This is a genomic window from Clostridium senegalense JC122 (assembly GCF_000285575.1).
Classification (GTDB): domain Bacteria; phylum Bacillota; class Clostridia; order Clostridiales; family Clostridiaceae; genus Clostridium_J; species Clostridium_J senegalense.
Genome location: NZ_HE611054.1, coordinates 66912 through 80654, shown reverse-complemented (window position 1 = coordinate 80654; position 13743 = coordinate 66912). Strand labels below are relative to the sequence as shown.

The 13743-nt window shown below is 28.8% G+C and carries 12 protein-coding genes and 1 riboswitch; of the genes, 5 read left to right on the top strand and 7 right to left on the bottom strand.

What is annotated here, in order from left to right; genetic code table 11:
• Window positions 1-129: 129 nt before the first annotated feature.
• Together CSGHG_RS16400 and CSGHG_RS22155 are read left to right on the top strand one after the other, a co-directional pair.
• Complete coding sequence (locus CSGHG_RS16400) at window positions 130-786, top strand: HAD family hydrolase (protein WP_010297804.1); 657 nt, start codon at window positions 130-132, stop codon at window positions 784-786.
• A 75-nt stretch (window positions 787-861) separates the two neighbouring features.
• The gene (locus CSGHG_RS22155; protein ID WP_010297801.1) at window positions 862-1308 is read left to right on the top strand and encodes a hypothetical protein; all 447 of its coding nucleotides are present in this window, start codon (window positions 862-864) and stop codon (window positions 1306-1308) included.
• A gap of 1310 nt (window positions 1309-2618) precedes the next feature.
• Here CSGHG_RS22155 and CSGHG_RS16390 read toward each other — a convergent pair.
• Window positions 2619-2924 carry a hypothetical protein gene (locus CSGHG_RS16390; protein ID WP_010297796.1) on the bottom strand — a complete coding sequence of 102 codons (306 nt, stop codon included), beginning with the start codon at window positions 2922-2924 and terminating at the stop codon, window positions 2619-2621.
• A gap of 170 nt (window positions 2925-3094) precedes the next feature.
• On the opposite strand from CSGHG_RS16390, the gene CSGHG_RS16385 reads away from it, so the two are divergent.
• Window positions 3095-3604: a GNAT family N-acetyltransferase gene (locus CSGHG_RS16385; RefSeq protein WP_010297793.1), complete on the top strand. Its 510-nt coding sequence runs from the start codon at window positions 3095-3097 to the stop codon at window positions 3602-3604.
• Between the two features lie 131 nt (window positions 3605-3735).
• Here the strand turns inward: CSGHG_RS16385 and CSGHG_RS21215 are convergent, their stop codons facing one another.
• The 6 genes from CSGHG_RS21215 to CSGHG_RS16355 all read right to left on the bottom strand — a co-directional run bounded on the left by CSGHG_RS21215 (window position 3736) and on the right by CSGHG_RS16355 (window position 10372).
• The gene (locus CSGHG_RS21215; RefSeq protein ID WP_010297790.1) at window positions 3736-4926 is read right to left on the bottom strand and encodes a PLL family lectin; all 1191 of its coding nucleotides are present in this window, start codon (window positions 4924-4926) and stop codon (window positions 3736-3738) included.
• Between the two features lies 1 nt (window position 4927).
• On the bottom strand, window positions 4928-5344 hold the full coding sequence (locus CSGHG_RS16375; protein ID WP_010297787.1) for a hypothetical protein: 417 nt from the start codon (window positions 5342-5344) through the stop codon (window positions 4928-4930).
• Window positions 5345-5642: 298 nt separating this feature from the next.
• Entirely contained in the window at window positions 5643-7028 is a 1386-nt protein-coding gene (locus CSGHG_RS16370) for a L,D-transpeptidase family protein (RefSeq protein WP_010297784.1), read from the bottom strand.
• A 290-nt stretch (window positions 7029-7318) separates the two neighbouring features.
• Window positions 7319-7477 (bottom strand): hypothetical protein, encoded by a 159-nt coding sequence (locus CSGHG_RS23405; protein ID WP_155844783.1) that lies wholly within the window; start codon window positions 7475-7477, stop codon window positions 7319-7321.
• Between the two features lie 418 nt (window positions 7478-7895).
• Entirely contained in the window at window positions 7896-8474 is a 579-nt protein-coding gene (locus CSGHG_RS16360; protein WP_010297782.1) for an Ltp family lipoprotein, read from the bottom strand.
• Window positions 8475-8815: 341 nt separating this feature from the next.
• Window positions 8816-10372, bottom strand: a complete 1557-nt coding sequence (locus CSGHG_RS16355; protein ID WP_010297780.1) for an ABC-F family ATP-binding cassette domain-containing protein — start codon at window positions 10370-10372, stop codon at window positions 8816-8818.
• Between the two features lie 260 nt (window positions 10373-10632).
• Window positions 10633-10705, top strand: a riboswitch (Fluoride riboswitch).
• A 124-nt stretch (window positions 10706-10829) separates the two neighbouring features.
• On the opposite strand from CSGHG_RS16355, the gene CSGHG_RS16350 reads away from it, so the two are divergent.
• On the top strand, window positions 10830-12068 hold the full coding sequence (locus CSGHG_RS16350) for a chloride channel protein (protein ID WP_010297776.1): 1239 nt from the start codon (window positions 10830-10832) through the stop codon (window positions 12066-12068).
• 250 nt (window positions 12069-12318) lie between these two features.
• A complete protein-coding gene (locus tag CSGHG_RS16345; RefSeq protein WP_010297773.1) occupies window positions 12319-13497 on the top strand; it encodes a class I SAM-dependent rRNA methyltransferase in 1179 nt (392 codons plus the stop codon).
• Window positions 13498-13743: the final 246 nt, after the last annotated feature.

Below are 13743 nucleotides of genomic sequence, written 5' to 3'. Positions count from 1 at the left end.
AGTAAAGAGAGTCTTAAGGATAAAAACTATTTTAAGACTCTCTTATTTTCTGATATACTGAATATATGTTTATTAATAAATTAATCATTAATAGATAAAAATAATTTATAAACTAAAGAGGTGAGCGTTATGTTAACTAATATAAAAGCGGCAATATTTGATATGGATGGAACTATTGTAGATTCTATGTGGGTATGGGATAAAATTGATATAGATTACTTAGGAGACCATAAATTAGAGAAACCAGAAAACTTAAAAGATGATATAGCACATTTAAGTTATAATGAAGTAGCTATATATTTTAAAGATAAATTTGAACTTCCTTATACAGTAGAAGAAATAAAAAAGCACTGGAATGATATGGCTTATACAGAGTATGAAACAAACGTAAAGCTTAAGTGTGGAGTAGAGGAATTTTTTAAGATATTAAAGAAAAATAATATAAAGATAGCATTGGCCACTAGCAATAGTACAAGCCTTCTAGAAGCTTGCTTAAAAGCCAATGGTATTTATGAATATTTTGATGTTATAACTACAACAAACGAGGTTAGTAGAGGAAAAGACTTCCCAGACGTATATCTTTTAACTGCAGAAAGATTAGGAGTAAAACCTGAGGAATGTTTAGTATTTGAAGATATACTTCCAGCAGTAAAAGGTGCAAAAGCTGCTAATATGAAAGTTGTAGGTGTTCATGATGAACATTCTTTAAAAGATCATGAAGAAATGAAAAAGCTAGTTGATATATTTATAGCTGAATATAATGAGCTTATAGAAAAAATAAAATAGCAAAAGCATAAACCTTAATAAGTATACATATAATAAATTACATATTATAGTAATATTTATTAGGGGGCAGGAATATTGAGATTTATTTTATTGTTAGCTTTAATTTCATTTGGGGGACTAATAATTTATTCATATAATCTTACGTTAAAGCTAAATAAAGAAAGTACTAGATTAAGGGTTTTAGCTAAAATAAATAACGAACTTAAAGGTAAACTAAAGGCGTTTGAAAAGGAAAGTGGTAGTGTTGAAGTATCATATATTCCTATAAGCTCATATCATGGAAAAACTATAAACAAAACAGAGCTATACATTGCTCCAATTATAAATATGCCTAAATTAAGAGATTTAGAAATAGACACTAATTTAGAGATATTAGATTGCTGTGAAGTTTATAATATAATATGGTATGAAGTAAAAGTTATAATCCCAGGAGAAAATAAGAATACTAAAGGGTTCATAAAAGAAAAAGATATAAAAACCTTACAAGTAGTTGAAAATAATATATATTCATATAAAGCATAATCAAATAAATTAATAAATATTTATATGCGTAAATTAAAACAGAGCAAAATTGCTCTGTTTTTTCTGTGGAAAAAATAAAAGTTATACACAAATAAAATACAAAAACACAAACTTATCAACAATTTATTGAAATTTTAATTTAAATTGTTGATAAGTTTATTTGTAATTTTAAAATATTGGTTTAGGGTAAGTGAAAATTTAAAGCGCTATTTAGAAAAATGGAAAAGAAACTCTAATGAATTTATTATTTAATTTTCAAGACTAAACGGCTGAATCGACGTCCTGTCTAGGCAGTCGCTGCCCCCGTCCTTGGGGTCAGGTCATGAAAATAAAATATAACTTCATAAGACCTTCTAATTCAATTTTAAATAAAAGACTAATTTAAATTTCCACTTACCATATGTAAAATTAGGTGATATATTTAAGAATAATATGAATCAGATATAATAAATTTTGAGTTGATATAAATCTAACTAAAGCTAAGTTTAAAATGTGTAGCCATAACAAGAAGGACAGGCGTAGCAAAATATATTTCCATAAGTTATTTTCACAGTGAAATCATAAGGTTATCAATAAAATTTAAATTAATCAAAGCCGGTCCTAAAAAAATACGTTTTAGAGACAAAACAAACTAAAACTATATTCAAAATGTACAGCCGTAACAAATGGGACAGGCGCGACTAATGTAGTTCCATAAAATAGATAGTAGCTCTTTAAATTTAATTGCCATAAATAAAAAAAGTTAGCCAGTCCCCAGGTAGCTACTATGTAGCGTAGTTGTTCGGGACTGGCTTTGAATTTTTAGATATAAGTATAAAGTTAGAAGAGTACCAAGTGTTAACGAAGAAAATAAACTTACCGTGCCTGTCCCATTTGTGATGGAGCCAAGACCATAATTTATTGCTTAGTTAGATTTAAAAAACTAAATTTTATAAATACGTTGAGAATTACTAGGAACAAAGTGAATAGTAATAACCATAACTATTAATTATTCACTCTTAACTTTTAACTATCAAAGTCGAATTTGTGATGGAAGTGGAACTTTAGTAAATTACGTGTTTGAAAGTTTTACTAAAACTAAAATAGTGGTACTGGTTCTTTTCTTATTTTATTGTGGAAATAGAGCAATTGTGGAATCTACAGTTTAACCGAAGAAAATAGCCATAAGTGAGCCTGTCCCTCTTGTGATGGAATAAAAATTTTGGATAATCAATTACTTAGAAGTTTTATTTTTTCAGATTTAATAATATCCACAACTATTCACTCTTAACTCTTAACTAGTAAACTCCCTTTTGTGATAGATATATAAATTAGAGAAAATTATATTCATCTAATTCAAGTTTTGTAAAATAATAAGATACAATAACTAATGAAACTATCCAAAGTATTATTAAAACAATATTTTTAATTCCAAATGTTTTACTTAGGAAGCTTTTAAGTGCATATAAAAGTACTAAAGCTCCAACTCCACCACCAATTCCTCCAAATAAACTACCACGTAATTGGTTGCAAACAAGATATTTTCCACAAGATTTACATTGAATCCTATTAAAAGATGTTAAAAACAATACTTTTTTAAAGGGTATTTTATTTTTACAATTTGGACATTGTACCATAATAACCTCCTAATATGAATACTTTATATAATTATATTATCATTTTCAATTCAATAATATAAAATTAATGTTTTAACATCAATAATTAGTAGGAACTACTTGTAAAATTATATAAAAGAAACTAATGTTTATTATATAGACTAAAAAATATAAAAAAATGGGGGTACGTTATGGACAAGTATTTAGAAACTAAAATACCTAATTTTAAAATAAGGTTTGCAACAGAAAAGGATAATAAGTTAATTCTTGATTTTATAAAAGAATTAGCAGATTATGAAAAATTACTACATGAAGTAGTTGCAACAGAAGAGATTTTACATGAATCTTTATTTGTAAGAAAACAGGCTGAAGTTATTATCGGGGAATATAATAATGAGCCAGTTGGATTTGCGCTATTTTTCCACAATTTTTCTACTTTCTTAGGTAGAGCTAATTTATATCTAGAAGATTTATACATAAGACCAGAAATGAGGGGATTAGGATTAGGAAAATGCCTACTTTCAGCATTAGGTAGAATTGCTGTAGAACGTAACTGTGGAAGATTAGATTGGTGGTGTCTTGATTGGAATGAATCATCAATAAAATTCTATAAGAAAATGGGTGCAATACCAATGGATGAATGGACAGTATATAGAGTACAAGGGGAAGCTCTTAAAAATTTATCTGAAGAACTTAACTAATTTATATAAAATCATATCTATCGAGAGTATATTTTTGATTTGGATATAAAATTTTAAGGCAAAGAAAAAGCACTAATCTTATAAAAATTAGTGCTTTAAACTTTTATTTAATAAATATTTGAGGGTTCTTTTTATTGATAATAAGTGGATATTTGATATAGATTATCATCAGTGCCACAAACAAATACATCTATTCTACTTATAGTTTTTTCACTACAAACAGCAGAAGGTTTAAACTTTAGTTCTCCCCCTATTTTTATGCTATTGGTCCAAATTCCAGCCCATTGCATATAATAAAGTGCATTATCATCACCTTTATAAAAGACGCATAAATTCTTTTGTTTCCATGATGCTGCTGATGGTGAAGACGATATTCTTACCCCAAGATTTTCTTCATTACTCCAAGAAGAACCGTTCCAAAATTTATGTATAAGTAAATTATTTTGATTTCTATAAAATACATCTATTCTATTTCTATCCCAAGAAACTGCTGAAGGATCTGATGTTAAATTCCCACCAAGGTTTTCTTCATTACTCCAAGAAGAACCATTCCAAAATTTATGCATAAGTCCATTATCAGAGCCTTTATAAAACACATCTAATCGGCCAATATCCCATGATGATACTGTAGGTGCAGAAGTTAAGTTTCCACCAAGATTTTCTTCATTACTCCAGGAAGAACCATTCCACCATCTATGTTTTAGAGCGTTATCTTCACCTTTATAAAATAAGTCAAGTCTGTTCACCCCCCATGAAACTACGGCTGGGTCTGAGGCTAGTTTACCTCCTAAACTTGTCTCACTACTCCATGAATCTTTCCAGTATCTATATTTAAGAGAATTATCTTCTCCTCTATAAAAAACATCCAATCTACCAAAATCATAAAAATACGCTGCAGGTGCAGATGTTAACTTACCGCCAAGCTTTACCCAATCCTTCCAATCTACTATATTTATCGCTATATCCCTATTAGTTACAAATATATCATTAGAATATTTATAATTTGTTCCATAGACTCCATACATTGCTCTAGAAGCGGAATATCCGCCTGCTTTGTCTACAACCTCACTTGTAAAATAAAGTATTCTATTTGCTGCTTGATGACATACACCATCTATACCATATCTTATTCCAGTCTCATTTGTTTCACTAGGTTTTGACATAATATCTGCTTGTTTTGAGCTCCCTATATGGTTTGCTATCATCCTTCCACCACTATTTCTTCCAAAGCAACGCCATACCTTACCATCAGAGCTGGATACATAAGTGTGTTCTAAACCAGTACCACCCATTGTAAGAGCATATGCAAATAAAAAATTCATATTACATCACTCCATTCTTTAGGATATTAGGATCAATTATTTTAATATCATCCATTGGACTAAAATCAAATAACGTTTTAAACTTTTTTTCACCTAATTGATTAGCACTTTTATTTATGAATTGAGACATTAAACCATTTACTTTTTCAGCATATTCATCAGGAGAGATAAGATTATTTAAAAATTTATCATCTAATATGAATTTTCCTTTTAACATATCTTTTTGATATACCGTTAACATCTCAATATCATCAGCATTAGCATCACTACCTAACTTGTAATCAATGGTTAGCTTTAAATCTTCTGCAAGATAATTATATTCATCAATGTTATTACTTTCATCCCAATATGCCTCATAAAGTGATTTTGATTTTGATAAATGATCTGCTCTTCTTTTTTCATTTTCTACTTTATTCATCCATTTTCACGCCTTTCATGTATAGTGAAATTTTTCTTATATTTTTTCTTAATTCAATGTGTTATAACATATATCATTCTCTATAATTAAGATACTATTCCATAAAAAAAGAGCTTGAAATTCAAGCTCATAAGTTTTAATAATACAAAAAAGTAATATATTTAATATTGTATAGTGGATTGATTTTTATCATTTTTTACTATAATCCTTATTAATAGTATTAGTTCATTAAAGCAATTATTTACGTTAGAACAACAATAAATAAAATTCATGTTTCTAAATTTATTTATTACACTGGTTAAAAATAACAAATAACAGGTGCTCCAGCGTCAATATTAGAAAATATTGATTCTGCTAAATTATACGGTGCGTTTACACAACCATGAGAACCGTCTGATTGATAAATGTTTCCGCCAAAGGTTGCTCTCCAGGTTGCATCATGAATTCCAATATCTCCATTAAAAGGCATCCAGAAGGCAACCGGTGTTGCATAGTTAGGACCTGTCAATGTGGCATTCCTTTCTTTATAAACTAACTGATACGTACCTGGTGGTGTTGAATACTTACTATTTGCATTGCCTGTAACTATATCTCCGTCTACAATAAGATTACCATTTTTGTAGAACCATAAATGTTGCTTTGTAAGATTTATTTCCACATAAGTATTACCGATATCATTATCTCCTCTATATAAGGCAACTTGTGCATATGCTGGTTCCTTAGTTGTGACAGTTCCTTTTTTTATAGCTCCAATTAAATATTCCGATTCTTTATCGCTATCAATTAACCATCCATAGTTTCCACCACTAACTGCTATTGCTGTTCCTGATGAGGAAGTAAAATTTCTTGTGCCTCCATAAGTATCATAGTTACGAGATAATGCGTTCATATAATTTTTTACTGCTTCTTCATCAACTGCAACTTTAAAATCTTTATCAACCTTAAGCCAATCATTAATTTTAGAGCCATCTAATACTTCTTTATGTTCTCCAAAGGTGTAAGTAATTTTTGAAGATATATACTTATTAAGTATATCCTTAGCATCAATAATTTCCTTAGAGTTTGAAGTATACTGTGGTTTTTCATAACAATCAATTGATTCTAGATTTATTATAGTTTCTCCTGTGGAAATAGCTTTTTTTATATGATTATATAAAACATCTTTATTTACTTTATTACCACTAATGCTTTCCACTATTTCATAACCATCTTCTGTATATTTAAGGCTAGCATTTTGTGGTTCAATTAAATTACTATCATTAAAGCAAGAAAGATTATTAACAGCTTTTTTTAATAATTCTTCATCAAAAGAAATTATTTCAGGCATATTGAATTTTTTCTTATTAAACAATCCAGTAATCCAATAAAAAGGATTTTCATTCTCTTTTAAGCTTTGAACCTTATCATCACCATTATATTTTAAACCAATATCCTTCCAGATGAGCTTTTCTTTAATGTCATCTCTCTCTTCTAATACCAGGGTATAGCTCTTAATGTTAGAAGTTATTTCTTTATTCACCTCATCTACCGTTTTGCCTCCAACATTAATACAGTTAATTGAGGTTCCAAAAGAAAAATGGTTGGTGAAATATATTGATATACCTAAATATATGATAAGCAAGCTTCCCAAAGTAATAGAAGTACCTATCGCAAGTTTTTTATGTTTACTTTTAAATATTTTCATAATAATTACCCCCCTACATTATTATAAAAAATAAGACAATATAAATTTTTTAGTAGAATATAGAATTAATTTCATTTCCATAATATGTAATGATATTGATAATGCGCCTAAAATATGATAATTTTTATTAAAATATCTTATAGGAACGAATGCATATAAAAAGAGAGATAGTATTTTCCCTACCGCCCTAAATATCAACTATTTTAGTTATCCATTATTCAAAAATTATTCTACAATAATATTACTGCATATTTTTAGTATCCCTTGTTCATACCACTCATAAGTATAATTTATTCATCATAAGTATTTATATCACCATGCTGAGAAACATAAAAACAAATAGGAACATGCATTTCATAGCAACTTTCACACATTTCCTTTAAACATTCTGGACATTCTTTTATATTCTCTTCATGAAAATAGTCTTCGCATAATTCGCATTGTATCATACACTGTCACCCCTAACCATAGAATGCATAATCAAATAAATAATAAGTCAGTATTCTTGCTTATTTGCCATGAATACTTCGTCAACAAAATACATATATACATAGCCTTACTATGACAGAGTTTTATCTCCTTGTATCGTGACAAATATCCCTTGAATCTTTGACTAATTATTTTTTTCATATGTCTAATTCAAAATTATACCTTTATGTAATCTTCCTTTCAACTTTATTCGAGCTTATTTACAAAAATTTGGATACATAAAATATTGGTCAGGCTCTAAAGTGCTTAAAATTCTATAAGAAAATGAGTACAATCTTAATATGTAAATAAATGGTACGAAGAATAGAAGACAAAGAAAAAGCACCTAATTTTATACTAGATGCTTAAATTTGCTTTTTTATATTTATAAGGAATATATTATTCCAGATTGTCTATAGCATATTGTGCTTCTTCTGGTGTAAATTTCTCACCATATTCTGATATTAATTGGTCATAAATTGCACTTGGTGACATTGCCATATCTTTTTGATATATTTTTGCTTTATTTAGTGCATTTTTATTCCAATCTGCATTTATATTATCTATAGCATACTGAGCTGCCTCTGCTGTAAATTTTTCTCCATATTCTGATGTTAGTTGATCATACAATCCAACTTTGGACATACTCATATTATCGCTATATACTTTGGCTTTTTTTAATGCAGACTTATATTCTGTTGGAACATCTTCTGCTTTTTCCTTTACTGGAGCATTTTCTTTTACTGGGGCATTTTCTTCTGTTTTTTGATTCTGACTAACTTCCTGTTTATTTCCAGTATTTAATTTTGAATCATTTGAAACTGCATTACCCATAATTCCAATAATGATTACCGTGAATAACCAAAACCACACTTTTTTATAAAATGGTTTTTTGTTTTTTGCTCCACAACTTGGACAAAACTTTGCACTAGATGATATTTCTTTAGAACAATCTTTACATTGTATCATTTTACCCATTAAAATTTCCTCCTACTAAAAATATATATAATTCAATCTCCTTAATTATACATATTTCTCTTGTCCAAGTCTATCAATATTTGGTATTTATTGTTCTAATTTCACATATTTTGAAGTTAAAATTAAGCATTTTGCCTATGATACCCCTATTAGAAATTCTTACTGATATTTTCTTTTTCTCATTTCTCTTATTAATGTATTCTTAAATATATTTTATATCTCTTCAATTTATTTATAAGAATATTTTCCATCATTAATGGTATATTAAGCGATTTATACATAAAAAAAGAGCTATTGCTCATCTAACCTTTAGTTGGTTTTACAATAGCTCCTTAATTTCATTATACTATTTTAGTTGTCCATTCTTCACAATTCCAGATATCTGTTACTATGTCTTGGTAGAATTCTGGTTCGTGGCATACCATTAGGATTGTTCCTTTGTATGCTTTTAATGCTCTTTTTAATTCTTCTTTAGCATCTACATCTAAGTGGTTTGTAGGCTCGTCAAGGATTAGTATGTTAGTTTCTCTGTTTAGTATTTTACAAAGTCTAACTTTTGCTGCTTCTCCTCCTGATAGAACCATTATCTTGCTTTCTATGTGTTTTGTTGTAAGTCCACATTTTGCAAGGGCAGAACGAACTTCATACTGAGTATATCCAGGGAAGTCTTGCCAAAATTCTTCTATACAAGTGTTGTAATTTGCATCTTTTATTTCTTGTTCAAAGTAGCCTATATATTGATAGTCACCAAGTTCAACTTCTCCACTTAATGCTCTTATTTCACCCATAAGGCTTTTTAAAAGTGTAGTTTTTCCAAGTCCATTAGCGCCAACAAGAGCAACTTTTTTACCTCTTTCTAAATATAAATTTAGTGGTTTAGATAGAGGTGAACCATAACCTATAACTAAATCTTTAGTTTCAAATATCATTTTTCCAGAAGTTCTAGCTTCTTTAAAATTGAATGTTGGTTTTGGTTTTTCTTGTGCAAGTTCAATTCTATCTATTTTATCAAGTTTCTTTTGTCTTGCTTTAGCCATACCAGTTGTAGCAACGTTAGCTTTATTTCTTGCAACGAAATCTTCTAGTTTAGCAATTTCAGCTTGTTGTCTTTCGTAAGCTTGCTCTAATTGTTTCTTTCTAGCTTCATATATTCTTTGGAAATCATCATAACTTCCAACATATCTATTTAACTGTCTATTATCAACATGATAAACAAGGTTTATTACTGAATTTAAGAATGAAATATCATGTGATATTAATATAAATGCATTTTCATAGTTTTGTAGATAACGCTTAAGCCATTCTATATGTACTTCATCTAAATAGTTAGTAGGCTCATCAAGAAGTAATATGTCTGGGTTTTCAAGAAGCAGTTTTGCAAGTAAAACTTTAGTTCTTTGACCACCACTTAAATCAGTAACATCTTTATCAAGGCCTACATCATTAAGACCTAATCCTCTTGCCACTTCTTCAACTTTAGCATCTATAACATAGAAACCATTGTTATCTAATAGGTCTTGAATAGTTCCCATATCTTCAAGTAATTTTTCAAGTTCTTCAGGGGTAGCCTCTGCCATTTTATCAGTTATTGCTAACATTTCAGTTTCTAAATCAAATAGATATTTAAAAGCGCCTCTTAAAACGTCTCTTATGCTTTCGCCTTTTTGAAGTTGTGCGTGTTGATCCATGTAACCAACTCTCACTCTGTTTGACCATTCAATTTTTCCTTCATCAGGCATTAATTTACCTGTAATTATGTTCATGAAAGTAGATTTACCTTCACCGTTAGCACCAATAAGTCCAACGTGTTCACCTTTTAAAAGTCTAAAAGAAACATCTTCAAATATAGCTCTATCTCCGAATCCGTGATTCATATTTTTTACCGTAAGAATACTCATCTTCAATCTCCTTTAATATGTATATATAATTTATAATTAATTTCAAATTATGTTATAATCTTAGTCTACTATTTTATTTCATACGACTTATAGTTTAAATGATTATATTATATTATGTCAAAAGAATTTTGTGGAATATAAATAAAATAGGGTTATGCATAATTGAAAAATAGGTGCTATTATGATATATTTATGAATGTAAAAATAAATAAGAAATTAAATAGGCAAGAATACTAACCTAGTATTCCTTTGATTATGCCTTATTAACTGGGAATGAAGTTCTCCCATGAATATTCTAAACCGTCTTTACAGACTAATGACTTCTATGATTTTTTTGTCGTAGATTCATTAGTCTTTTTTACTTTCAAAAACTTTAAAGTTTTTGAATAAAGTTAAATAGGAGTTTGTTTATTTATAACTTTGGAAAACATAAATATAGAAAGGAGATAAAATTTTCATGGAATTTAAAAGACATATAAAATTATTTACCCTTATAATTTTAACAGCAGTAATTATGGGATGTGCGTCTGCTATTTTTCTGCAGTCTTTAGAGTATGTTACTAATTTTCGTATGAGTCATTATCAATTATTTTATTTAATTCCGCTCATTGGTGTAGCAACAGCATTTATATATAATAATTATGGCAAAGGCTCTCAAAGAGGAAACAACCTTATTATTGAAAGCACTCATAAGGAAACTAAAGTACCATTAAGAATGGCATTTTTAACATTTATATTTACAGTTTTAACACATCTTGTAGGTGGTTCTGCAGGAAGAGAGGGAACAGCAGTTCAAATAGGAGGGACCGTAACTAATAAATTAGCTAATATATTTAAACTAGAGGGAAAAGATAAAAAAACCTTAATAATGGTAGGAATCAGTTCTGCTTTTGGTTCTGTATTTGGAACTCCACTTGCTGGGACATTCTTTGGAGTTGAAGTTTGTTTTATTGGTAAACTAAGTTATGAGTCTATATTTCCTTGTTTTATAGGTGCGTATGTTGCAGATTATGTAACAAGTTTTTTTGGAATAAAACACTCTATACACTCTATAATTTCAGTTCCCAATATAACTATATATACATTAATTATAACTATAATTTCAGCTTGCATTTTTGGAATTGTAGGTAAACTATTCTCTAGAAGTATAAAATTCTTAAAGAAAATGTACTCTAGTAAAATAAAGAATTATTTACTTAGAGCATTAATATCATCTTTTATTGTTCTTATTATAATAGTAATATTTAATTTTTATGAATATGGAGGATTAAGTACTTGGTTAATAGATGCAGGCTTTAATGGTACCAGTTCAATAGGTGATTCTGTTAAGAAATTTATACTTACTGTACTAACATTAGCATCTGGATTTCAGGGGGGAGAAGTAACTCCTTTATTTGATATAGGGGCATCTTTAGGTGGTGCAATTGGACAAATAGCGCATATAGAACCATCATTATTAGCTGCACTTGGTTTAATCTGTGTTTTTGGTAGTGCAACTAATACACCAATAGCAACAATAATGCTTGGAATTGAAATGTTTGGTGATAGGGCAATACCATACTATATTATAAGTGTACTAATAAGTTACTATATAGGCGAACATAATAGTATTTATGGAGCTCAAGTAATAGAGACTCCTAAAAAAAGCAAATACTTAAAAGATAAAGGGTACAGCATAGAAGAAATTTTAAAATAGATTTTAAAATCTATCTTAATTTAGGCATAATCAAATAAATAATAGACCAGTATTCTTGCATGAAACTGTGCTGTACAATATAATCATAATGTAAAAAAATAAACAATAAAATATGTAAGAAACTAAAGACAGTGTTCAAAAAATAAACTAAAAAAGGGAGGATGTTGCCAGAAACAAAGAACATTGCAAAGATTAAATTATAAAATACTAAAGAATTTAATTCTTATAATTTTTGGTGACAATCAATAGAATGGCTTGTAAGTTTTATTTAGACAAGGGTAGAGGAAAAAGAACATTAAGTGGTCATCCATGGGTTTTTTCAACAGAAATACAAGGTTATGATGGTGAATATACAAATGGTGATATAGTTGAAGTTTATACAGCGGAAGATAAGTTTATAGGTAAAGGATACATAAATGATGCATCTCAAATATCTATAAGAATAATGACAAGAGATATAAATGAAGAGATTGATAAAGAATTTTTTAGAAAAAGATTAAAAGATGCTTGGGAATATAGAAAAAAGGTTATTGATACATCTTCTTGTAGATTTATATTCGGAGAGGCTGATTTTCTTCCAGGTATAGTAATAGATAAATTTGAAGATGTATATGTTATACAATCATTAGCATTAGGTATTGATCAATATAAACAAATTATTGTAGATATACTTGTAGAAGAGTATGGTGCAAGAGGTGTTTATGAGAGAAGTGATGCGCAAGTAAGGTTAAAAGAGGGTATGGAACTTAAAAAAGGTTTTTTAACTGAGCCTTTTGAAACTATGATAACTATAGAAGAAAATGGTGTTAAATATAATGTTGATATAGAAAATGGTCAAAAAACAGGATTTTTCTTAGACCAAAAAGAAAATAGAAAAGCAATACATAAAATATGTAAAGATGCAGATGTAATAGATGTATTTACACATACAGGGTCTTTTGCGTTAAATGCAGGAATTGCAGGAGCTAAGAGTGTTCTAGGAATAGATATATCTCAGCATGCAGTAGATTTTTGTAGAAAAAATGCAGAACTTAACAATCTTGAAGATACAGTTAAATTTGAATGTCATGATGCTTTTGAAATTTTAAAAGAACTTAACTATGAGAAAAAAGAGTATGATGTAGTTATACTTGACCCGCCAGCATTTACAAAGGCAAGAGAAACTATAAGAAATGCTAAAAAAGGATATAAGAAAATAAACTTTAGAGGTATAAAACTTGTTAAAAAAGGTGGATATTTAGTAACAGCTTCTTGTTCTCATTTTATGGATCCACAATCGTTCAAAGAAGCTATATATGAAGCTGCAAGGGATGCAGGTAGATTATTAAGACAAGTTGAATTTAAAACACAAGCTCCAGACCATCCTATATTATGGACAGCAGATGAAGAATCTTACTACTTAAAATTCTTTATTTTCCAAGTTATATAATTGACAATAGAGAATTGACATTTGACAATGGACAATTGACAATGATGGAGGAAACTGGATTACCAGTTTCTTTGAAAAGAGGTTTGGGACTGGCTTTGAACTTTTAGATATAAGTATAAAGTTAGGAGAGCATCTAATTTTAAGCGAAGTAAATAAATTTACCGTGCCTGTCCCATTTGTGATGGAGCCAAGACCATAGTTTATTGCTTACTTAGATTTTGTTAGAAGGACTAGGATTAAGAGTAC